At 48.1% G+C, this 22,684-nt stretch carries 20 protein-coding genes; 7 read left to right on the top strand and 13 right to left on the bottom strand.

Annotated features, from left to right (window positions below; translation table 11 throughout):
- Positions 1-38 precede the first annotated feature (38 nt).
- Positions 39-1,202 carry a ferrochelatase gene (gene hemH / locus IQ217_RS09915; RefSeq protein WP_190597831.1) on the bottom strand — a complete coding sequence of 388 codons (1,164 nt, stop codon included), beginning with the start codon at positions 1,200-1,202 and terminating at the stop codon, positions 39-41.
- Positions 1,203-1,313: 111 nt separating this feature from the next.
- Between hemH and IQ217_RS09910 the strand changes: the two genes are divergently transcribed.
- Complete coding sequence (locus IQ217_RS09910; RefSeq protein WP_194019815.1) at positions 1,314-1,940, top strand: class I SAM-dependent methyltransferase; 627 nt, start codon at positions 1,314-1,316, stop codon at positions 1,938-1,940.
- 144 nt (positions 1,941-2,084) lie between these two features.
- On the opposite strand, the gene purM is transcribed toward IQ217_RS09910, so the two are convergent.
- The gene (gene purM / locus IQ217_RS09905) at positions 2,085-3,110 is read right to left on the bottom strand and encodes a phosphoribosylformylglycinamidine cyclo-ligase (protein ID WP_194019814.1); all 1,026 of its coding nucleotides are present in this window, start codon (positions 3,108-3,110) and stop codon (positions 2,085-2,087) included.
- 133 nt (positions 3,111-3,243) lie between these two features.
- Between purM and IQ217_RS09900 the strand changes: the two genes are divergently transcribed.
- The gene (locus IQ217_RS09900; RefSeq protein WP_194019813.1) at positions 3,244-5,250 is read left to right on the top strand and encodes an elongation factor G; all 2,007 of its coding nucleotides are present in this window, start codon (positions 3,244-3,246) and stop codon (positions 5,248-5,250) included.
- A gap of 131 nt (positions 5,251-5,381) precedes the next feature.
- On the top strand, positions 5,382-5,648 hold the full coding sequence (locus IQ217_RS09895) for a hypothetical protein (protein WP_190597835.1): 267 nt from the start codon (positions 5,382-5,384) through the stop codon (positions 5,646-5,648).
- A 59-nt stretch (positions 5,649-5,707) separates the two neighbouring features.
- Here the strand turns inward: IQ217_RS09895 and rfbB are convergent, their stop codons facing one another.
- The 4 genes from rfbB to IQ217_RS09875 all read right to left on the bottom strand — a co-directional run bounded on the left by rfbB (position 5,708) and on the right by IQ217_RS09875 (position 9,534).
- Complete coding sequence (gene rfbB / locus IQ217_RS09890) at positions 5,708-6,736, bottom strand: dTDP-glucose 4,6-dehydratase (RefSeq protein ID WP_194019812.1); 1,029 nt, start codon at positions 6,734-6,736, stop codon at positions 5,708-5,710.
- 94 nt (positions 6,737-6,830) lie between these two features.
- Positions 6,831-7,748: an AAA family ATPase gene (locus IQ217_RS09885; RefSeq protein ID WP_194019811.1), complete on the bottom strand. Its 918-nt coding sequence runs from the start codon at positions 7,746-7,748 to the stop codon at positions 6,831-6,833.
- Positions 7,749-7,876: 128 nt separating this feature from the next.
- Positions 7,877-9,208 (bottom strand): replicative DNA helicase, encoded by a 1,332-nt coding sequence (dnaB, locus tag IQ217_RS09880; RefSeq protein WP_194019810.1) that lies wholly within the window; start codon positions 9,206-9,208, stop codon positions 7,877-7,879.
- Between the two features lie 29 nt (positions 9,209-9,237).
- A complete protein-coding gene (locus IQ217_RS09875; RefSeq protein WP_228025747.1) occupies positions 9,238-9,534 on the bottom strand; it encodes a hypothetical protein in 297 nt (98 codons plus the stop codon).
- Positions 9,535-9,787: 253 nt separating this feature from the next.
- Here IQ217_RS09875 and IQ217_RS09870 point away from each other — a divergent pair, with 253 nt between their 5' ends.
- The 3 genes from IQ217_RS09870 (at position 9,788) to bicA (ending at position 13,250) form a co-directional block, all read left to right on the top strand.
- Complete coding sequence (locus IQ217_RS09870) at positions 9,788-10,198, top strand: pre-16S rRNA-processing nuclease YqgF (protein WP_190597839.1); 411 nt, start codon at positions 9,788-9,790, stop codon at positions 10,196-10,198.
- 13 nt (positions 10,199-10,211) lie between these two features.
- On the top strand, positions 10,212-11,327 hold the full coding sequence (locus IQ217_RS09865) for an ABC transporter permease (RefSeq protein ID WP_194019809.1): 1,116 nt from the start codon (positions 10,212-10,214) through the stop codon (positions 11,325-11,327).
- Between the two features lie 228 nt (positions 11,328-11,555).
- Positions 11,556-13,250, top strand: coding sequence for a bicarbonate transporter BicA (bicA, locus tag IQ217_RS09860; RefSeq protein ID WP_194019808.1), 1,695 nt, complete (start codon positions 11,556-11,558; stop codon positions 13,248-13,250).
- Here bicA and IQ217_RS09855 read toward each other — a convergent pair.
- Positions 13,199-15,715, bottom strand: a complete 2,517-nt coding sequence (locus tag IQ217_RS09855) for a PAS domain S-box protein (protein WP_228024130.1) — start codon at positions 15,713-15,715, stop codon at positions 13,199-13,201. The two genes, bicA and IQ217_RS09855, sit on opposite strands and share 52 nt — an antisense overlap.
- A 245-nt stretch (positions 15,716-15,960) precedes the next feature.
- Positions 15,961-17,163: an alanine racemase gene (alr, locus tag IQ217_RS09850; protein WP_194019807.1), complete on the bottom strand. Its 1,203-nt coding sequence runs from the start codon at positions 17,161-17,163 to the stop codon at positions 15,961-15,963.
- Between the two features lie 324 nt (positions 17,164-17,487).
- Here alr and IQ217_RS09845 point away from each other — a divergent pair, with 324 nt between their 5' ends.
- Positions 17,488-18,189, top strand: a complete 702-nt coding sequence (locus IQ217_RS09845; protein WP_194019806.1) for an Abi family protein — start codon at positions 17,488-17,490, stop codon at positions 18,187-18,189.
- A gap of 73 nt (positions 18,190-18,262) precedes the next feature.
- Here IQ217_RS09845 and rpsR read toward each other — a convergent pair whose 3' ends face one another.
- From rpsR to IQ217_RS09820, 5 genes are all read right to left on the bottom strand, one after another.
- On the bottom strand, positions 18,263-18,478 hold the full coding sequence (gene rpsR / locus IQ217_RS09840; protein ID WP_010873737.1) for a 30S ribosomal protein S18: 216 nt from the start codon (positions 18,476-18,478) through the stop codon (positions 18,263-18,265).
- A 96-nt stretch (positions 18,479-18,574) separates the two neighbouring features.
- On the bottom strand, positions 18,575-18,772 hold the full coding sequence (gene rpmG / locus IQ217_RS09835) for a 50S ribosomal protein L33 (RefSeq protein WP_010873736.1): 198 nt from the start codon (positions 18,770-18,772) through the stop codon (positions 18,575-18,577).
- 95 nt (positions 18,773-18,867) lie between these two features.
- Complete coding sequence (locus tag IQ217_RS09830; RefSeq protein WP_194019805.1) at positions 18,868-20,775, bottom strand: S9 family peptidase; 1,908 nt, start codon at positions 20,773-20,775, stop codon at positions 18,868-18,870.
- 49 nt (positions 20,776-20,824) lie between these two features.
- Positions 20,825-21,211: a hypothetical protein gene (locus tag IQ217_RS09825; RefSeq protein WP_194019804.1), complete on the bottom strand. Its 387-nt coding sequence runs from the start codon at positions 21,209-21,211 to the stop codon at positions 20,825-20,827.
- 409 nt (positions 21,212-21,620) lie between these two features.
- Positions 21,621-22,553 carry an NAD-dependent epimerase/dehydratase family protein gene (locus tag IQ217_RS09820; RefSeq protein WP_194019803.1) on the bottom strand — a complete coding sequence of 311 codons (933 nt, stop codon included), beginning with the start codon at positions 22,551-22,553 and terminating at the stop codon, positions 21,621-21,623.
- Positions 22,554-22,684 lie beyond the last annotated feature (131 nt).

The raw sequence follows: 22,684 nt of genomic DNA, 5'->3' as shown, positions 1-22,684 counted from the left end.
CCCCCAGAATTGGGGGTTGGGAGGCTTGCAAAAGTTTTCTAAAGCAGTCCCACAAAATGTAAGGGGCCTTGGCCACTGATCAACTCCGCCAACAGGGCAATGAACCCCAACATGGCTAGGCGACCATTCCACACCTCCGCCGCCGTCGTCAAACCCCATTCCCATCTTTCCTGGGGATACATTTTCATGTTCTTTTTGGGATGGGGCACCGTTTCAAAGGTACAGGGGGGATCGTTGAGGGAATCCATCACCATCTCGGCCAGGGCATCGATGAAAAGTGGATGGGTATTGAGGGCGGGCACCCGTTGAAAATTATCAATGCCTGCTTCTTCGGCGATTTCTCGGTACTCAATGTCAATTTCTTGCAGGGTCTCAATGTGTTCTGACACAAAGCTAATGGGCACCACCAAGAGGTCATCAATGCCCTCCGCCCCTAGTGCTTGCAATGCTTCTTCTGTGTAGGGCTTGAGCCATTCCACCGGTCCCACCCGACTTTGGTAGGCCAAGGTGTATTGATTCGGGCGATCGAGGGTCCGCATAATCAAACGGGTACAGGCTTCAATTTCGGCCTGGTAGGGGTCCCCAGCTTCATCCACATAGCTTTGGGGCACACCGTGGGCACTGAAGAAAATATGGGCTTGGTCTGGATTAGGAAATTTCTTTAACTCTTCTGCAATCAAATCCGCCATGGCCTGGAGATAGCCTGGATGGTCGTACCAAGAAGGGATCAAGCTATAGTCCAACTGCCGCAAACTAGGATCATTGCGCCACATTTCCTCCAACACCCGGAAACTGGAACCGCTGGTGCTAATGGAAAAGTGGGGATACAGGGGCAAAATTACCAACCGTTGCAGGCGATCGCCTTTAATTTTTTCCACGGCCTCTTCCGTGAAGGGGTGCCAGTAGCGCATGCCAATGTACACCTTGGCATCTTGACCAAGGCGTCCGAGGCGGGTCGTGAGGGCGGCAGCTTGGGCTTCGGTAATCTGCAAGAGGGGGGAACCGCCACCTATTTCAGCGTAGTTAGCCTGGGACTTTTTCGCCCGTAGGGTGGAAATCAGCCATGCCAGGGGTTTTTGCAACCAAGGAAAAGGCAGACGAATGATTTCCGGATCCGCAAACAGGTTAAAAAGGAAGGGGCGTACATCCTCTAACTTCTCCGGTCCGCCAAGATTTAGCAGTAAGACCCCAACACGACCCATAATTGTTAAGCTTAGTAGAATAATTTTCAGTTTCTTTACCAAGTGTAACAATAGATGGCGAAAAGGAAAGAATCCCACCCTACAAACGTCGTTCGAATTTCTTTCTAGGTCATGGCAACTATTTTCCGCACTTGGAGTTATCAATATCCCTGGGTTTACGCCCTGGTTTCCCGCCTGGCGACCTTGAATGTGGGGGGAGAAAAGCGCTTCCACCAATTGCCGTTGGAAAATTTAGCCATCTCCCCGGGACAGAAGGTGTTGGATTTATGTTGTGGGGGTGGCCAAGCTACTGCTTATTTGATTCAAACCGGAGCCACAGTGGTGGGGCTCGATGCTTCTCCCAAGGCCCTGGCCAGGGCAAAAACTAACGTGCCCCAAGCGACCTACGTCCAGGGTTTAGCCGAAGATTTACCCTTCGGAAATAGGGAATTCGACCTAGTCCACACCAGCGTCGCCCTGCACGAAATGACTCCAACACAACTGCAAAGCATTATCAGCGGTGTACATCGTGTGCTTAAACCAGGGGGAATTTTTACCTTGGTGGATTTACACCGTCCCAGTAATTGGCTTTTCTGGCCGCCCTTGGCAATTTTTATGGGCCTGTTTGAAACGGAAACCGCCTGGCAGTTAATTAACACCGATTTAGGGGCGTTACTGGACCAAGCTGGTTTCTCCGTTATCGATCAGCGTCTTTATGCCGGGGGTAGTTTACAGGTCATCCAAGCCAGGGCCAATTAGGGAAGGTGAGAAAACATCCACCAATGGCGATCGGTCCCTCCTCCACCGGGAAAAGAGTCTTGACTATGGTCTCTTTACTTATATGAACATTGAAAAAGATGTTTGGCTAAAAATACTCTTTTGAGAAGCTTTTCTAGCCCAGATTTAATCTAGCCAGACGAAGGAACCGTTTCCTTCTATCACCTGCCCAATTTGATTGGCCACCAGACCTTGCCCCGAGAAAAAGTCTAGGGTCGCCTGGCCCTGCTCTGGAGATACCAGCACCACAAAACCCACCCCCAAATTAAAGGTTTCCAACATGGCGGTGGAGTTGACCTGGCCTTTGTCCGCTAACCAGTTAAATACGGGTAAGGGTTGCCAACTTCCAGCTTTGACTTGAATTGATTGTCCCGGGCCCAAACAGCGGGGAAGATTTTCCGGTAGCCCGCCGCCGGTAATGTGGGCCATGCCGTGGATGTCAATACCCGACTTTAATAACACTTGAATGGGTTTGACGTAGATCCTAGTGGGTTCTAAAAAGATTTCCCCCAAGGACTTGCCCTCCCACTCCGGCAAACAATCAGACCATTGCCAACCATTGCTCTCAATAATTTTTCGCACCAAACTAAAGCCATTACTATGGACCCCGGAACTCTCCACGGCGATCGCCACATCGCCAATGTTTACCTGGGAGCCGTTCAGCAACTCGGACTTTTCCACAATGCCCACCGCGAAACCCGCCGCATCATATTCTCCTGCCCCATAAAAACCAGGCATTTCCGCCGTTTCCCCCCCCAATAGGGCACAGCCACTTTGTTTACAGCCCGTCACAATGCCTGTCACCACGTCCGCCAACTGGGCCGGCTCCAATTTTCCCGTCGCTAAATAATCGAGGAAATATAGCGGCTCTGCTCCCGTGGTCAAAATATCATTCACACACATGGCCACCAAATCAATGCCAATGGTGTGGTGGTAGTCCATGGCCTGGGCAATTTTTAGCTTGGTGCCCACTCCATCCGTCCCTGACACTAACACAGGGGCTTTATAGCCAGGGGGAATTTCAAACAGCCCGGCGAAACCACCGATGCCCCCCATCACTTCCGGGCGAAAGGTACTTTCCACCTGTTGCCGAATGCGGCTGACAAATTCCCTTCCTGCTTCCACATCCACGCCCGCTTGCCGATAATCCATGTCGTTTTTTACTCACTGAAACTTAACCAGAGTTAACAATCTCCTGCCCGAATTTTACAAGAGATTGCGGAGAGGTTTGAGGCCGGGAATTCTGGGTTAGGCTCAGCAATAAGAGCCTTTCAGGTATTTTTTTATGAACAACCCCACCAATGAATCCCTCCGCAACGTGGCCATTGTTGGCCCCTATGGCAGTGGTAAAACCACCTTGCTCGAAAGTGTTTTGTGGGTCAGTGGCAGTATCAGCCGTAAGGGGAATATCAAAGATGGCAACACGGTGAGTGATAGTAGCCCCGAAGCCAAGGCCCGCAAAATGAGCGTAGAAGTGAGCGTGGCGGGGATTGACTATGAAAATTTGCACTTAAATTTCCTCGATTGCCCAGGCTCCATCGAATTTGCCCAGGAAACCTACGACGCCTTGATGGGGGCCGGTACTGCTGTCATCGTTTGTGAGGCAGATGTAAGCCGGGTTTTGACCCTCGCCCCTTTATTTAAATTTTTGGACGATGGGGCCATTCCCCATTTGGTGTTTATCAACAAAATGGACAGAGCTAAACAGCCCTTTGGGGAGGTGCTACAAGCCCTAAAAAGTGTTTCTTCCCGCCCCCTGATTCCCCAGCAGTACCCCATTTACAACGGGGAGGAGTTGCAGGGCTACATTGATCTAATTACGGAGCAGGCCTATCAGTACCACAGTGGCAGTGCGGCCGATCCCATTGCCTTGCCAGCGGCATTGGCCGGAGCGGAACACCAGGCCCGACAGGAGATGTTGGAAGCATTGGCGGACTTTGACGATCGCCTGTTGGAAGAATTATTGGAGGAAGTGGAACCGCCCCAGGCAGAGATTGAAGCGGATTTCAAACAGGAGTTGGGGGCAGATTTAATTGTGCCAGTGGTGCTGGGGGTAGCGGAGCAGGATTTTGGCGTCCGACCATTGCTAGATGTATTGATCAAAGAAGCACCGGATCCCAGTGTGACGGCGGCCCGCCGGGGTTTGAGTACCGATGGCTCCGGGCCGGTCATTGCCCAAGTATTAAAAACCTATTTCACTCCCCAGGGTCGGTTATCCTTGGCCCGCATTTGGCAGGGCACTTTACAGGAGGCCGATGCCCTCAATGGTCAACGGTTGGGGGGAATTTACCGTCTTTTTGGCAGTCAGCAAACGTCGATGCAAAGCGCCACTGTGGGGGAAATTGTCGGCCTAGCTCGGTTGGAAAACATCAACACTGGGGCCACCCTCTCCACCGCCGCAGTTAAACCCCTCCCCTTCGTTGACCCCCTGCCCCCGGTCTATGGTCTGGCGATCGCCCCGGAACAGAGGAAAGATGAGGTTAAACTCAGCACCGCCCTAGGAAAATTGGTGGAGGAAGACCCTTCCCTCACCTGGGAGCAAAATCCTGAAACCCAGGAAGTAATCCTTTGGGGCCAAGGGGAAATCCATCTCAAAGTGGCATTGGAAAGGTTGGAAAGGCAATATAAACTGCCCATGGTGTCCAGCCAACCTGAAGTGCCCTACAAGGAAACTATCCGCAAGGACACCCAAGTTCACGGTCGCTATAAACATCAAACTGGTGGCCATGGAGCTTTTGGGGATGTGTACCTTACCATCAAACCCCTGGAACGGGGCAGTGGCTTTAGCTTTAATGAAACCATTGTGGGGGGAGTGGTGCCCAAACAGTATGTCCCCGGGGTGGAAATGGGAGTGCGGGAGTATCTGGCTAAGGGTCCCCTTGGCTATCCGGTGGTGGATATAGCCGTTACTCTAACCGATGGTTCCTACCACAACGTTGACAGTTCTGAACAGGCTTTCAAACAGGCGGCTCGCCTTGCCATGACGGAAGGAATGCCCCAATGTCAACCAGTGTTGTTAGAGCCAATTTTGCAAGTAGAAGTGATGGCCCCTGGGGAGTTCACTGCTAGGGTGTTGCAGTTGGTCAGTGGGCACCGGGGCCAAATTTTAGGTTACGAAGCCCGCTCCGATTGGAAAAATTGGGACCAGGTAGCAGCCCATTTACCCCAAGCGGAAATACAAAATTTCATCATCGAACTGCGTTCCCTGACTGTTGGGGTGGGAACTTTCACTTGGCAATTTGACCATCTTCAGGAGGTGCCGGATAAATTTGCACCTAAATTATCAGAGTAATCTGCCGAGGGATCCCAATTTAATCCTTTCCAATTTTAGGATTTGAGCAGGATGAGGGAAGTTTGGCCTTTGCCAGGGCAGAAAATCGAGATAATCTTAAGGGGCTATTTTGACGATCGCCCTAAAATTTTATGGTTTTCCCTTCCCCCAACGGTGGCTCCAACGACGGTAATTCCAATCTGGATGAATATGATGACATCACTGGGGCCCGACGGGAGGAAGCCCTACGTAAAGCCCGCAACTGGTTTGTGATCCTAGTGGTGGGAGGGCTAATGCTGGGGGTCTTAGTGGCCTTTGGCGTGGTGCAAGTGCTAAATAGCCTCGGTCTAACGGAAAAACCCGATGCCCCCCTCCGCATTCAGATAGAACAAAACAATCAAAATCAGCCCCAGCAATAAATATTGCCCAATCCGTCGGGAAACATTTACGGGGCAGCAATCATCCTGCCAAAGACCCGTTACCCCAACAGGGGTCTCCACCAAGCTTCATTGTCCAAATACCATTGCACGGTCTGTCTTAATCCCTGTTCCACTGTCACTTCTGGCTCCCAGCCCAATTCCCGTTTAATTTTGCTGGCATCAATGGCGTAACGGCGATCGTGCCCAGGGCGATCGGTGACATAGCTAATCAGTTTTCGGGCCGGCTTAACTGGCAAATTAGGAGCCAATTCGTCCATGAGGTCGCATAAAAGTTCCACCAATTCAATATTTTTAACCTCATTGTTGCCGCCAATGTTATAGGTTTGTCCCGGTAAGGCTTTAGTTAAAACTAAGTCCAAAGCCCGGCAATGATCCTGGACATAAAGCCAATCCCGCACATTTTGTCCATCCCCATATACTGGTAACTTTTCTCCGCGCAAAATGTTAAGGACCATGAGGGGAATAAGCTTTTCGGGAAACTGATAGGGGCCGTAGTTATTAGAACAATTAGTAATTAAGGTGGGCAAGCCGTAGGTGTGAAAATAGGCCCGCACTAAATGGTCACTGCCGGCTTTGGAGGCGGAATAGGGACTATTGGGGGCATAGGGAGTGGTTTCTGAAAAACCCGGTTCATCGGGGGCTAAACTGCCATAAACTTCATCGGTGGAAACATGGAGGAAACGAAACTGGGCCGGTTGGCCTCGGCTTTGCCAATGTTGCCGAAAGGATTCCAACAAGGTGAAAGTGCCCACCACATTGGTTTGCACAAAGGCTCCAGGGCCAAGAATGGAACGGTCCACATGGGATTCCGCTGCAAAATGGGCTATGGTTTCAATCTGTTCTTCCTTTAATAGTTGATCCACCAAAGGGCGATCGCCAATGTCTCCTTCGACAAAGCGAAAATTAGGCAGTTTTTCCAAAGGAGCTAGGGTGGCTCGGTGCCCCGCATAGGTGAGAGCATCCAAAACCACCATGGGGCGATCGCCGTAGGTTTGAACGCAATGGTAAACAAAGTTAGCACCAATGAAGCCTGCTCCACCGGTAATCAAAATGGGGGTGTTGGCCATGGAAAAGCACCGTTGGACAATGAGAAATTAACGAAAGTAGACATGGATATTAGCCCCCTGGAGTCACTGGCCATGGGGGGCACAACGATCCCAATTAATCACCAATGGGCACCCGGTCTAAAATTCTTTGCAAAATTGCCTTGGGATCTTTGCCACTGGCGGGAATTAACCGATGGGCCAACACATGGGGGGCGACAAACTTGACATCGTCGTCAATGGCATAGTCCCGTTCCTCCAAAAAGGCAAAGGCTTGGGTGGCCCGTTGCAGAGCTGTTGTCCCCCGGGGACTGACCCCCAAGGTCACATCTTCATCCGTTCGGGAAGCCCGCACTAAACGCAGGAGATATTGTTGCAAATCCTCTGTCAATTTCACCTGCCGCACTGCCTGTTGCAATGCCTCCACTTCCTCCAAGGAGATACAGGATTGTAAATCCCCCACGGCGATCGCCTCTGGATTTTGTTGACGCTGGAGCATTTTCAGTTCCTCTGCTTCCGAGGGATAACCCAAACTAAGGGAAAGGGCAAAACGATCCAACTGCGCCTCCGGCAATGGAAAAGTCCCCTGATACTCAATGGGATTTTGGGTAGCAATGACAAAAAAGGGATGGGGCACTAACCGGGTTTCACCGTCCACTGTGACTTGTTTTTCTTCCATCACCTCCAACAAAGCCGCCTGGGTGCGGGGGGTAGCTCGGTTAATTTCATCGGCCAGGAGAATATTGGCAAAGGCCGGGCCAGGCAAAAATTCAAACTCACGACTACTAGGATTCCAAATGTTAGTGCCGGTAATATCGGTGGGCAATAAATCGGGGGTACACTGCACCCGCTGAAATTTACCGTTAATGGAACGAGCCAGGGACTTAGCCAAGAGGGTTTTGCCCACACCGGGCACATCTTCCAACAGAGCATGGCCTCCACTCAACAGGGCCACCAACACTAAACGAATGGCCTCATCCTTGCCCACAATGGTTTGACTAAGATTTTGGGTAAGGACAGAAATCTGTTCTCGCATAGGGGAAGCATAGCAGCGAAGGCTAGGGTAGTTTGGATAACAAATTAACAGCTTTTACTGTACCGCACCCGATGTGCTCAAGATAACTGTGTATTTGCAAAGCCTGCTGATGAACAAATTTCGCAAATCTAGTAATCCCGACTCTGTTGCAAATTTAAAAATTGGGTAAATTCTGGTTTAAATAATAATTTAATTACACCAGTGGGCCCATTTCTATGTTTAACAATTAGTAGTTCTGCTACCCCTGGATCTGGGGTGTCAGGATTATAATATTCATCTCGATAAATCATCATAATTAAATCGGCGTCCTGTTCGATCGATCCGCTTTCTCTCAAATCTGACATCATTGGTCGCTTATTAGTTCTCGATTCTACTGCCCGACTGAGCTGAGATAACGCAATTACCGGCGCATTAATTTCCCTAGCTAAACCTTTGAGAGAACGGGTGATTTTTGATAGTTCCTGCACTCGATTATCACTACCACCCTCCATCAGTTGTAAATAATCAATTAAAACCATGCCCAGGGGGCCTTTTTGTTCACTTTGGAGGCGACGCACTTGGGACCGCATTTGGGTCACTGAAATACTTGCAGTATCATCAATGTATATGGGGAGGCTAGAAAGGGTGCCCATGGCCGCCGTTAAAGGCTCAAATTCCGCCTGGCTAAAATGTCCCGTCCGCAAACGGTTGCTATCAATTAAAGATTCACTAGCTAGCAGTCTTAATGCTAACTGTTCTTTGGACATTTCTAGGCTAAAAATAGCCACTGGCAAATTTTGATTTTTAGCAATGTTAGCGGCAATTCCTAAACCGAATGCTGTCTTGCCCATCGATGGTCTTCCAGCCAAAATAATTAAATCTGCCCGTTGTAATCCCCCCGTCATTGCATCAAGATCATAGAATTGGGTTTCTACCCCTGGACTGGATAATTTTTCGTGTAATTTATCTAGCTCAATAAAGGTATTAACTAAGGTTTCCGATAGCGGTACTAACCCTGCTTGGGGTCGGGATTGGGTAAGGCGAAATATTTTTTGTTCCGATTCATCGAAAATTGTTTCTAATTCTTTGCTGGTTTCATAGCCTAAATCAACAATGTCATGCCCTGCGGCAATGAGTTGGCGTCGTAAATATTTGTCCATCACCAGAACGGCGAAACGGTCAATGTTCACCGCAGAAATGGTACGGTCCAACAACTGAGTTAATTTCACCATGCCCCCGATCGCCTCTAGGTGATGGTGGTCTTGGAGCCAACTGCTGACGGACATTAAATCCGTGGGTTGACTTTGACCATGGAGGCTGAGCATGGACTCGTAGATTAAACGGTGGGCTTTGACGTAGAAAGCATCCACCACTAGGAGGTCAATAATGCGACCAATCGCCTCTGGATCAAGCAGAATACCCCCGAGGATATATTCTTCAGCTTCAATGTTTTGGGGGGGCAGGGCAGGGTTAGCAACCATCAAATTGAGGGCAGTGGGGGCAATGGAATCTAGGCGGTGTAGGAAGAAACCATGGCGGGTCGTCGCTCCGGAGTTCCATATCGACCGGCATAGAAGGCCAAAATTTCCTCAATAACTTGGCGATCGCCAGGGGAAAGATCATCCTGTAGAGTCAGCTCTAGGCCGCCCACCTGACTGTTGTAATAGTCAAACTGGGTAAAAGTGGGAGTTAGAAGGGTAGCGGTCACACCAGCAAGCTGTTGCACATGGGCCGCGATTTCCCGATAAACAGCGAGGGGCAGTTGAGGAAAACAAATAACTTCGCTATGCAAGGCAGTGGCAACCAACAAAAACGTCTTATATGCCCATGATATACTCAACGGTCTTTTCTCTCTATCAGACCCGGAACCGACTGCAGAAGGAAAACCTACCTTCAATTCCCATCAAGGAGTTTGCCAACAATTTTCCGTTACAGGGAGGATCTAGAGGGTACTTTTCAATGGTATGAGGCCTTGGCAACGCCTTTTGAGGACTAGTTTTGTGATAACGGCCTAGCCATTACCATGGGACGTTAGCCCGGTGAAAAATTTGGCAAATTGTATGAATTATTTAGGATTTGACCCCGGTCGGGATAAATGCGGGGTGGCGGTAATGACTGGCGATCGCCAGATTTTGTACCACGAAACCATTCCGGCTCAGGAGGTACCCCAGCGATTACCGTCCCTGTGTGAGCAATATCAAGTGGGACAAGTGGTAATGGGTAATCAAACCACTGCTAAACAATGGCAAAAAGAACTGCAAAGTTATTTGCCCCCAGCCATGGCCCTAGCATTGGTAAACGAAAAAAATAGTACCGTGGAAGCCAGGCAAAGATATTGGCAAATGTATCCCCCTCAAGGATTGGGGCGTTTGGTACCCCTCGGTTTAAGGACTCCCCCCCGCCCGGTGGATGATATTGTTGCTATTTTGTTGATTGAGCGTTATCTGGATTTGGATAGCGGCCGTTGCTAGGGGACAAATCTTTATGGATTGGTGGAAAAAACTGCGACGCAATAGCCTGTCCCGTTGGGGTGCCATCCTGCTGTTGTTATTTTACGTCGTTGTCATTGGCGCAGATATTTTTGCCCCCTACAATCCCTACAATGCCCAAGTAGATGGTTCCCTGTTGCCCCCTACCCAAATCTATTGGCAATCACCGGAGGGGCAATGGATCGGGCCCACTGTTTATCCCACCCGCCAGTTACCCACGAATTTAGAAACGGGATTAAGACCCCTAGAAGTGGATTTCAGCCAACCTTCCCCAGTCCGCCTTTGGGTTAAAGGAGATAGTTACGTCTGGGGACAAATTAAATTGCCCTTGCCCCCCAGTTTTACCCCGGTGGAAATTTTTCCAGGCATCCCAGGCGATCGCCATTTAATTGGCACCCTAGGGCCCGGTAAATTGAACCTTTTGGGGACAGACGAACAGGGACGAGATCAATTTAGTCGTCTGTTATTCGGCGGCCGCATTAGTTTATTTATTGGCTTAATTGGGATTACCATTTCCTTTCCCCTAGGCATGATAGTGGGCGGCATTGCCGGCTACTTTGGGGGATGGCTGGATGTTATTTTAATGCGCTTGGTGGAAGTGCTGATGACCATCCCCGGCATTTATCTGTTGGTGGCCCTAGCGGCGGTACTGCCTCCCGGTTTGAGCAGTGCCCAACGGTTTTTGCTCATTGTGGTAATTACTTCTTTTATTAGTTGGTCTGGGCTAGCTAGGGTAATTCGAGGCCAAGTGCTTTCCCTCAAACAACAGGAATACGTCCAAGCCGCCAAAGCCATGGGAGCCGGAGCCGGAAGGATTATTGTGCGCCACATTTTGCCCCAAACCGCCAGTTACATCATTATTTCCGCCACCCTAGCAGTGCCCGGATTCATTGTGGCCGAATCAGTACTGAGCTTGATCGGCCTGGGCATTCAACAACCGGACCCCAGTTGGGGCAATTTACTTTCCATTGCCACCAATGCTTCTATTTTGGTGTTACAACCCTGGTTGGTGTGGCCCCCGGCAGTACTAATTATTTTGACTGTGTTGGCTTTTAATCTATTGGGGGACGGCCTACGGGATGCCCTGGATCCCCGCAGTTTAGGGGAATAACCAGGCAAAAACTTGCCCAACCAGAGCTGAGGGGGATTGACCATTGCCAAGCTTGGCAGTGGGACATCGATGAAGCTCACCATCAAAGGGTTAAGGCCAGGATGTCATATAGATTTCATCTATCTGTATCATTGTCTGAAACAAAAATCAGCCCTAGAATATTCTCTATGAAAATCTGTTTTGAATAGATTAAAGACTATGACTAACCCATTTTTGGGGAATTGAATAATGCAAATAACTAACAAAATTAATTTTAGGAACCTGCAGGGGGATATTTTTGGCGGGGTAACAGCGGCGGTGATTGCCCTCCCCATGGCCCTAGCTTTCGGGATTGCTTCTGGAGCAGGGGCCACGGCCGGACTCTGGGGGGCGGTGATTGTGGGTTTCTTTGCGGCCTTGTTTGGCGGCACCCCCACCTTGATTTCGGAACCCACCGGGCCCATGACTGTGGTACAGACGGCAGTTATTGCCAGTTTAGTAGCGGCGGATCCCGAGAATGGCTTAGCCATGGCCTTCACCGTGGTGATGATGGCGGGGCTGTTCCAGATTGCTTTTGGTTTGCTCAAATTGGGCAAATACGTCACCATGATGCCCTATACCGTCATTTCCGGCTTTATGTCTGGCATTGGCATTATTTTGGTGATTTTGCAGTTGGCCCCCTTCCTTGGCCAAGCTAATCCCAAGGGGGGAGTGATTGGCACCCTCCAGGCCCTACCGAATCTGGTTAGCAATGTCAGACCAGTGGAGACCCTATTGGCCCTGATGACGGTGGGCATTATTTGGTTTATGCCTTCCCGTTGGAAAAAGTTTGCTCCACCCCAATTGGTGGCTTTGGTGTTAGGGACAATTATTTCTATAAGTCTGTTTGGCGATCTGGATATCCGTCGCATTGGCGAAATTCAGGCCGGCTTGCCCGCTCTACAACTACCAATGTTCCAGGCTGATCAGTTACAGAGGATGCTGATCGATGCGGCCGTTTTGGGGATGCTGGGCTGTATTGATGCCCTCCTGACTTCGGTAGTGGCTGATAGCTTGACCCGCACAGAACATAACTCCAACAAAGAATTAGTCGGCCAGGGCATCGGCAACGTGATGTCTGGTTTATTTGGTGGTTTGGGGGGAGCTGGGGCCACCATGGGGACGGTGGTAAATATCCAGTCCGGGGGACGCACAGCCCTGTCTGGCTTGATCCGAGCGATGGTGTTATTGGTGGTGATTCTTGGGGCGGCTAAATTGGCGGCTACCATTCCCCTGGCCGTATTGGCGGGTATTGCTTTCAAGGTTGGGGTGGACATTATCGATTGGGGTTTCCTCAAGCGGGCTCACCATGTCTCCATCAAAGGGGCATTGATTATGTATGCAGTCATCGCCCTGACGGTGCTGGTGGATCTAATTGCAGCAGTCGGTATAGGTGTATTTATTGCCAATATTCTCACCATTGACCGTATGAGTGCGTTGCAGTCCGAAGCGGTGAAAAGTATTAGCGACGCTGACGACGAAATTCTCCTTTCCGCCAATGAAAAACGTTGGTTAGATGAGGGCAATGGCCGGGTGTTGCTCTTCCAACTAAGTGGGCCGATGATTTTTGGGGTGGCTAAGGCGATCGCCAGGGAACATAATGCCATTCAAGAATGTGACGCGATTGTTTTCGATGTTAGTGATGTACCCCATTTGGGAGTAACCGCTTCCCTGGCCCTAGAAAATGCCATTGAAGAGGCAGCGGAAAAAGGTCGAGCAGTGTACATTGTGGGAGCAACGGGCCAAACCAAACGGCGCCTGGAAAAATTGGAAGTGTTTCGCTTTGTACCCGAAAGTAATTGCTATATCGACCGCTCTGAAGCTCTCAAGGATGCTGTCCTAGCTTTGGGACCTCATGAAAGTGAGGACTCCCCTTCCAGTTCCTCCGTCCAGACCACATATTGATTTCTCCCCCGGCGTTTTGCTTCATACAGGGCCCGGTCTGCTTGCTCGATGAGGGTCCTGGGGGAATTTTCCTTAGAAGGAAACTGGGTGCTGATGCCTAAGCTAATGGTGATTTGCCCACCGATGGGGGAAGCTTCATGGGCGATCGCCAACTGGGCGATGGCATTAACAACTTTTTGCATTACCAGTAGAGCCCCTTCTCCGTCAGTTTCCGGCAGGATAATGGCAAATTCTTCTCCCCCAAAACGAGCTAGCAAATCCGCCGGGCGACTCACGGACCTTCTTACCCCCCGAGCTACCCTAATCAAACAATTATCTCCCTGGGGATGACCGTAATAGTCATTGTAATTTTTGAAATAATCGATATCAAATAAAATCAGCGATAACGGTTGTTGAGACCGGGATAATCTGCCCCATTCCTGCTTAATACGCACATTAAAACAGCGGCGATTAGAGATTTTTGTTAGTCCATCAATATCCACTAGATAACTCAATTTTTTATTAAATCGTTCGAGGCGAGTTTGAGCTTTTTTTAGAATTTTTTCGGCATTTTCTGCTCTCTCTTTTTCCGTAATTAGTAGATATTCTTTAGCTTTTTGTTCAGTAATATCTTTAATGTAACCGTGCCAAATAGTTCCCCCATCACTTTCCCGTTGGGGAGTGGCGTAACCCAATACCCAGATAACCCTTCCTTCGGGAAAATAAACCCGGTATTCATAATACCAAGGGGTTAAATTTGCCGCTGAAGTGTAAATTGATTGAAAAAGTCCATCTAATTCGTCGGGATGGAGCACTGCTAAAATTGCATCGGAATTGTCCCGCACTTCCTCAGGGGTAACGCCATAAATATCACGGATACCTTCGCTGGCATAGGGAAAGTGAAATGTGCCATCGGGACGCATCCTAAACTGATAAATTACCCCAGGAATATGACGAGCTAATTCCTGTAAACGTTGTTCTGATTCGAGTAGCTCGGTAATATCGTCTGAAATCCCTAATAGGTATTTTGCCCTACCCACTTCGTCCGCAATGGGAATTTTCTTAGTGTGTAGAACACGTACTCCCCCGTGACTAGTTTGAATAAATTCCCGAGGAATATCTTTAACTTTCCCTGATAATAAAACTTTTTGGTCTTCTTGGATAAACCATTCAGCCTGCTCTTGCGGAAATAGATCGTGGTCACTTTTTCCTAATACCTCTTCCTTGGTATAACCAATTAAATTTTCGCCAGCCTTATTTAATTCTAAAAATCTCAAATTTTCTGCATCTTTAACAAAGACCATGTCAGGAATATTTTCCACAATGGAAGCGAGGAAAGTTTTGATTTTTTGTAACTCTATTTCTGCTTCTTTTCGTTGGGTAATATCCTGGGCTGTGCCTAAGGTTTGCCAAAGTTCTCCTGTTTCTGTGCGGGTAAAAACTAAGTCTCGACTCAGGAGCCAGCGCCATCGCTGTCTAGCATCCCTGACGCGATACTCAATTTCAAGTATTTCACCGTCCCTTAATTTTTGACAATTTTCGATGGCGGCTAAAATTCGTGGCAAGTCTTCTGGGTGGCAAATATTTGCAAACAAGCTGGCCCCCATTGCTCTAATTTCTTCAGGGGAATAACCCAAAAACTCACCTACAGAACGATTACTATAGGCATTACTTTGTTTAACATGGTCATATATGTATAGAAGACTGGGGGTTGCTTCAGCGATGCTTTCAATAAATTTCTGACTTTGTTTTAACGCTAGTTGGGTTTCTTTAAGGGTCGAGATATCCCGACCAACGGACTGAATTTCAATTAGTTGACCATTGTCATTGAAAATCCCCCGGTTAATCCATTGGGTGTAGCCCACTACGCCTCCCGCCCTTTGGTCCTGATTTTCATTGATAAATTGTGGCTCTTCTGGAGTTAAGCAGGCTATTTTTTCTAGTACTATGTTTAAATCGTCTTCGCTAATGAAATCCAGCCATTGCAAACCGATTACCTCCGCTAAAGAAAGCCCTAAAGCTTGACAAAGGGCGTCATTGGCAAAGGTGATGGTGGTATCTGGTTGGGAGCGCAAAATAAAATCTGTTTGATTTTGTACTACTCGCTGATACAATTCCTTTGAGCCTTGAAAGTCTTCCCTGTCCTGCTCTAGGGTTTGCTGCAACCGCAGGGCCATAGCATTGATGGCCTTGGCTAGCTGTTGAATTTCTGCAATGGCCATTGGTTCAGACAGTGGCCTTTGCCAACGGCCTCCGGCCAGACTCTGACTTGCAGTGACTAGTTGCCGTAGCGGTTTGATAACCGACCAAGCAATATAAAGGCTAGCTAGGGTGGGAATTAGGAAAATGACAATGCCCAAAACCAAAAAAAGAGGAACATTGTTATTAAGTTGGTCAAAAAAATCCAATTGTGGTGCCAACAAAAGCAAGACCACCCCAGTTAGCAAAACCTGGAGTACTGAGGGAAAAATCAGTACCCAACGCAAATAAATTGGTCTTTTTGATAAAAAATTACCCAATGCTAGTCAAAAAATTTTTATATCAATGGAAAGGTAAACATACTGAGAATTTAACAGTAGCTACCCACCACCATGGTAATTTGTTTTTTGGGTGATCGTCTGTTCGTGAGGGATCAAATGGTTGAGGTAATGGGCTTTAGGCCTTAGGAGCTTAGGAACTGGGCAATTTTTCCGGTCAAAAATGATAGCTGAAAGAGATTAACTACGCCTAATCAAACAAGAATGCGGGGTAGGCGGTGTTTGAAGCCACAGAGAATTTCCCAGGAGATGGTACCCAAAGTGGAGGCCCAATGGTCTGCGGTGATTTGGCGATCGCCGTCTTGGCCAATGAGAGTAACCACTTCCCCCACTTGGGGGTTATCAATGCCCCGTAAATCCACCATCATTTGATCCATGGTGATAGCCCCGATTTGTTGCACCGGTTGGCCCCGCACCAGCACTTTCAATTGATTGGAAAGATTACGGGGGACACCATCCGCATAGCCAATGCCCACCACCCCCATGGGCATGGTTTCTTCACTGACGAATTGGTGGCCGTAACTAACCCCAGTGCCGGGGGGAATGGTTCTGATCTGGGTAATTTTGGCCCGTACCGTTAATACGGGTTTTAAATCCAGGCGATCGCCTAAATGGGGAGCGGGATAAAGGCCATACAAACCTAAACCTACCCGGACCATGTCGTAGTGCCAAGCGGGGCCATGGAGGGTGGCCGCAGAGTTGGCTAAATGTAATTGGGGTATCGGCAATTGGGCTTGGCGCAAACTGGAGATCGCCGTGGTAAAACGCTGCTGTTGCTGGAGCATGGTGGCGGTGTTGGGGTCGTCCGCTGTGGCCAGATGGGAATATAAACTGGCTAGCTGTAGTTGGGGTAAAGATTGCACCAAACCAACAAAGTTGACCGCCTGGGGCCAGGGGGTACCGAGCCGAGTCATGCCCGTATCTAACTTGAGATGTACTGGTAAAACCTTGCCCAACTTAGCCAAGATATCGTTAAACAATTGGGCTTGTTCTGGGGAGCAGAGGGTTGGTTGTAGCCGCCAATGGGCAATGGCTTCAATTTCTTCTGGGCTATTAATACCCCCCAGGATCAAAATGGGGGCGGTGATGCCCGCTTCCCTTAGTTCGATGCCCTCCCCCAAAGTGGCGATCGCCAACCAATCGGCCCCAGCCTGTAACGCAGTTTGGGCCACTCGAATCGCTCCATGGCCATAGGCATCAGCTTTGACCACCGCCATCAAATTGGTTTTCGGCCCCACATACTGCCGGAACTGCTGGACGTTATGCACCAAGGCCGCTTGGTCAATTTCCACCCAAGCCCGCTGACGAATCAATTCCGCCAAACGGTAGCCGGATAACGTTGACGAAACCCTAGAACTTTGTTCCGGGGAAGATTTAACGTCTCGACTCAAGACCATAAAGTTTACTCCTCTGCACCCAAATTCCCCAAGGGGATACGCCTAGGATAGGGGCAAAGTTGGAAAAGTTCCAGTTCCCCAGGATAGAAATTGGTTTACCCCAACCACAATTTCTGTGGCGAATGAATTTCACGGGTAAAGAAAAATGCAGCAACCACAAAAGCTACTGCATTTCCCTGTATTTTCTACCCGGAGGTAGAACGACGAATAACCGCCGTTTGAATAACCGGTCTAGAATTCACAGAATTATTCTTACCCTTGGATCAATAACAGCTATACTGACAGAGGATTAACCATGGGACTCAACTCTATTCTAACGAAACGGTGGATTTTCGGCAAATTCGACAACAGGAACTAAGGAAAGCCCTGTCATATCGAAGACTGGTTTCCTACCGTATTTCCAACAAAGAGAGTCACGCTGATATATTTGGGAATTACCTCTGGAATATTGCGTTGAGTGAGTGCTTTTATCCATTACTACAAAGCTATGAAATAACTTTAAGAAACCACTTTGACCATGCAATTTATTGTCTTTATGGTGAAGATTGGCTTCTTCCAACTACAAAAGCCCATTCATTTCTTTGTGATAAAGATAGGGAAAAAATTCAAAAGATCATTCAACGCCAAGGTAGAGAACTAAGGCATAATCAAATTCTTAGCTCTTTGACTCTGGGATTCTGGACAGCATTGTCCTACAGGGAATATGAACATAAGCAAAAACTTTATCCTGTCCTGTTTAAAAACAAAGACTTCATGCCCCAATTGCCCAGATCTTGGAGATATAGAGAAAAATTGTCCAAGGAATTGGGAAATATCAATCAATTTAGGAACAAAATATTCCACCACGAACCAATCTGTAATAACCCCAAAATTAAGCAACAACACGACAAAATTCTTGAAGTAATTGGCTGGATGAGTCCAATAGTAGCGGAAATTACAAGAAACCTATCTCGGTTTGATGAAGTTCAAAAAAGCAAAGACAAATACTTGCAAATGGCGAGGGAGCTGCTAAAAGAAGAAAATTAGGGCCTAAAACGAAAAGACTTTCTCGACCCTAATTCACAGACATTGGAGTTTATTTAATTTTCTACGGAAAAAACTAAATTTCTTTGTTGACGAAAGGTAACAAAGCTACCAAACGGGAGCGCTTCACCGCAGTGGTTAAATCCCGTTGTTGTTTAGCGGTCAAACCAGTGATGCGCCGGGGGAGAATCTTGCCTCGTTCAGTGATGAATTTACGCAATAATTCCGTGTCTTTATAATCAATCGGTTGATTGGGGGGTAAGGGAGAAAGGCGTTTACGGTAGTAGTTCATGGAGATTAGCGAAAATAACTTGATAGGGTGCTAGTTTGGGCATCTCGGTTACAAAGCGGATACCGAACTAAGGAAAATAATCACAGACCAGGGAAATTATTTGGTTTCCTTGTGGATGGTGTGTTTGTTGCAATGGGTGCAGAATTTTTTCAGTTCCAACCGGGCGGTGGTGTTACGACGATTTTTCATCGTGGTGTAACGATTAACGCCATTAGAACGTTTGTCGGGGTTACTGCGGCACTCGGTGCATTCTAGGGTGATGACGAGGCGTGCCCCCTTACCTTTTTTAGCCATAACTGTTGCGGGAAGGAATACGGTAATTTATACGCAAACTCTGATTATTGCACAAATTAGCCTTGGGACAAAATTCGCTCCTTGGTAATGGGCCGTCAATCTGCGGCGGTGGTAAAGCCGAACACTTCGCCGTAGAAAGCGAGTTCCGACTCCAGGGCTTTTTTAATGTTGGCGGCGATGCGGAAGCCATGTTGTTCCTCGGGAAAAGCCACATATTCCACCTTAATGCCCTTGGCTTTGAGGGCTGCCACCATCATTTCCGTTTGGTTGGGGGGCACCACTTTATCCTCTAAACCTTGGAAAAAAATCACTGGGCAAGTAAGTTGCTCCGCATGGTTCACTGGCGATCGCCGTTCGTATAAGTCCTTTCTTTCTGGATAGGGACCAATTAGACCATCTAGATAACGGGCCTCAAATTTGTGAGTATCGGTGGCTAGGGCAGTCAGATCACTGACCCCGTAATAGCTAGCCCCAGCTTTAAACGTATTGTGGAAAGTTAGGGCCGCCAGGGTGGTATAACCCCCCGCACTACCGCCAGAAATAGCCAGTTGCGCCCCATCAACTAGACCTTGGTCTGCCAGGTAACGGGCCGCACTGACACAATCCGTCACATCGACAATGCCCCACTGCCCATTTAACCGTTGACGATAATCCCGGCCATAGCCCGTACTGCCTCCGTAATTGACATCCACATAGGCAAAGCCCCGACTAGTCCAATACTGAATTTTTAAACTCAGGGAATTGCCGGCCGCGGCGGTGGGGCCACCATGGCTTTTGACCAAGAGGGGAGGAAGGGCATCGGGGGGGCCTTGAAAATCGCCGTTGGTGGGGGGATAGTACCAGGCATGGGCAGTTTGCCCATCATCACTGGCAAAACTGATTGCTTGGGGCCGGGCAAGGTAGGCCGGATCGAGGTCAAAATCGCTGGCCACTTTGAGAATTTCCGTTTCCTGGGCTTCCACCGCCAGGGCAACTACCGCCGAAGATGTGGTGGGGCCACTGCCGATGAACCAGAGGGTTTTGCCGTCACTGCACAGGGAAGAGTAATTGCTGTAGGGCAGTCCCAAAATGCTTAACTGTTTACGGGAAGGTTTAAGTTTGCCCAACTGCCAAGCACCATCCTGGGTGAAGGTACAAATAATAGTGTCAACATCAACAAAGGTATAACTCCGCAGGCCGAATACCCAATGGGGATAGGCAAATTCTGCGTCGAGGGGAAAAACGTTATCCACTTCCCCTTTGTGATAGCGGTACAAATTCCACCAATCGGATCGATCGCCGACAAAATATAGACTACCGTCGGGGCACCATTGGGGTTCATGGATGGATTCGTTGCCTGCCTGTCCAGCAATGATTTTAAGATTACTGAGGTTTCCTGCTTGGTCAATGTCGGCCAACCATAGTTGAGTTGCATCCCAGGGCATATTCGGGTGGTCCCAGGTAATCCAAGCCAATTTCTGCCCATCGGGACTAAGACGGGGGGAAGAATAAAAATCATGCCCCGTGGCGATCGCCGTGACTTCTCCGTTTTCTAGGCTAATGGCGGCGAGAAAATTTTCCGGTTCTTTTTCCTCTGCATTGTGACGTTCACCAACGGCAATTAACCTTTGTCTGGGTTGATCCAAGACAAAATCAGCAAAACGGCAGTCCGGTGTGTGGGTCAACTGTTGCGGTTCCTGCCCAACACTTTGGAAGTAAACCTGTTGGTCGCTGAAATTACTGAAATAAACAACCCCATCTACCGTGACCAAAAAGGCTCCACCACCATATTCGTGCACCCTGGTGCGGACATTAAAGGGGGCCGGGGTGACATCCCGCACAGTGCCATCGGGTCGACTTTGCACCAAGACGTTGCGTCCTTTTTCTGCCGGTCTTGCTTCTAACCAAAAGACATCTTCGCCGCTGTTTTGCACCGCTCCCAAACCGATACTCCCCGCCAACAGAGCATCGGCCGTAATTGGCGATCGCCAGGAACCATAGTCAGAAGTCTTTGGGGTTTTCATAAATCGCAAGGAGAAGAGATGCGTATCTTAATACAAAAAAGTGAAGCTATTAAGATTTGGATGTGGCAATAAGAATAATACCACTCAAAAATACAAAACCACCTATGGTGTTTTGATTGTTTATTTTGTTGAAATTAGATGAACGACCAAATGTCGAACCAGCAGAGGTATTCATATTGACTCCAATTAAGGATATAGCTAAACCTGCTAACAATAAAATAGCCCCAAATGATTGTTGTTTTAATGAGTAGTCTGATTTGTCAGTGCTACCTTGGCTTTTTTTAATGAAATCTTCATACTCTTCAAAATTTATTCTAACAATTTTGTCAGAGTCCCATAGGTGAATAATAATTTCATTATTTACTTTTTTTGTCTTCCTAATATTGCTAGGTTTTGTTCCAATTATTTTAGACAAATGAACTCTATTAATAAACATTTTTTACGAAGGTTATAAATTACTTTGTTTTTCGAGTACGGTCAATAGTAATTTTGACTTAGTGTAGAGATGTTTGCTAAGTTGATTTTCATTTCCCTTTCAGTATACAGAAATAGGCAACTGGGCGATCGTTTTAATTGACTTCATCGTGAGCTCCGATATCAATTAGAACTATTTCTTCCTGTAGCCTACCTTTCGCACATAGTACACTTTTGTTTGAAATCGAGTACGACAGCAAGCCTATTTCAGGGTTTGCCTCTTCACTCCCAGGTAAGTCGTACAAGAAGACTGCGCTATATTTAGTGTTTTCATCTAAATTTTGTAACTATCGGTAGAGCCTGCGGAATGTAGGCTGTAGGGTTTCATGATTTTTCTCAAAGTTAAAAACGGTACGACAATCGTATTCAATTTAAGCAACAGTTTCAGGCACTAACTTTTCCTGTTCTGTCCAGAACCATTTGATCGTTTTTGCCAAGCCTTGATCCAAGCTGGTTAGCTGCAAATCCGGCATGAGACCCTGGAGTTTTTTCACCCCTAAGCATTTAGACTTAGCCCCCACATAACGGCTGGTGTCAAATTCAATCAAATTGAAGTCGTAGCCCACTTCCTGGCAAATTAACTCCGCAAAACGACGAATGGTAAACTCTTCCCCGGCACCAATATTAACCAAATCATTATCCACAGTGGCCGCCAGTTCCAGGGCAATACGGGCAAAATCCTCCACAAAGACCAGTTCCCGCCGCTGATAACCATCTCCCCAGAGAGTAACCGTTTCACCGTAGAGCTTACCCCGAATGATTTTGCGAATCAGGTCAAAAATAAAGTGCATTTGCCGTCCGTCGGTGTGGTAACCGGGGCCATATAACGTTGAAGGCACTAGGCAGAGGTATTTCAGCCCATATTGTTTTTGTAATGCCAAAGCCCCCGCATAGAGTATCCTTTTGGTCATGGCGTAGGTGAACAAACTGTCAATGGGTAAACCAGTGAGGTAATATTTCTCCTCCAAGGGCAAATTAGGGTCATAGGCGCAACTGGTGCCCATAAAAATCAACTTCGCCTGGGGTTGTTGACCGTGCCACCAATCTAGGACGTTAGTGTTTAATTTTTGGTTGATCAACCACTGTTCCCCCGGATGGGATAAGCAAAAATCCCCGGCCTGGGTCCAAGCAGCTAGGTGATAAATTTGGTCAAAACTGCCGGGAGCAAACTGGTGTAGGGAATCCGGTTGGGTCAGGTCACAGTTGCGGGAATTGATTTTGGTTAGCTCATGGCCCTGGACCTCGAGTTGATTGCAGAGGGTTGTGCCCAAAAAGCCTGTGCCGCCGGTGACCAAAATTTTCATTCGCTTACCTTGCTCGAATCTCAAAATTATTCTGTTTCACCATCATACAAGGGCAGGTGGAGATAGCTCTATTTTGATTTTTGTCAAGTAGTTGAAACAGAAGTAAGAGACGACCTAGAAGAAAGAAGCAT

It is taken from the genome of Synechocystis salina LEGE 00031 (genome assembly GCF_015207985.1).
In the GTDB taxonomy this organism is placed as follows: domain Bacteria; phylum Cyanobacteriota; class Cyanobacteriia; order Cyanobacteriales; family Microcystaceae; genus Synechocystis; species Synechocystis salina.
The sequence above is the reverse complement of the archived record's forward strand: the minus strand, read 5'-3'. Positions and strand labels throughout refer to the sequence as shown.